Source organism: Mesorhizobium sp. M4B.F.Ca.ET.214.01.1.1 (assembly GCF_004791545.1).
GTDB classification, from domain to species: domain Bacteria; phylum Pseudomonadota; class Alphaproteobacteria; order Rhizobiales; family Rhizobiaceae; genus Mesorhizobium; species Mesorhizobium abyssinicae.
In genome coordinates, this window is the sequence record NZ_SRUX01000163.1 from 1 (window position 1) to 342 (window position 342).

The 342-nt window shown below is 67.8% G+C and carries 1 protein-coding gene; it reads right to left on the reverse strand.

What is annotated here, in order from left to right; genetic code table 11:
* Positions 1-342: hypothetical protein (locus tag EN857_RS35105; protein ID WP_210235168.1), on the reverse strand; the 342-nt coding region annotated here is incomplete at both ends.

Genomic DNA, 342 nt, shown 5'->3' on the forward strand with positions numbered 1-342 from the left:
CCGGCTCCACAGCGCCGCGATCAATTTCCGCAAGCCCGTGGTCCTTTGTTCCGCCGGGCAGAGTTCGGCCAGCGCTATGCCACTTTCGCCGGCGACGGCATAAAGCAGCCAGGTCCGCCCGTCTTCCTCGAAAATGGCCGGATCGCGCAGTCCGTTCTCCCTGCTCCTTGCCATGCCCACGCGGCTGCGGCGAACCGGCAGGCCGGCGCCCTCATAGTCGGTGCCGGGCCTCAGCAATTCGGTCCTGCCGCGCACGAGCCAGCGCCGCCAGTCGCCGGAAAGGTCGATGCAGCCGTAGAGCACGCGCTCGGGCGCGTCGCCCTTGCACGTGTAGTAGACGAT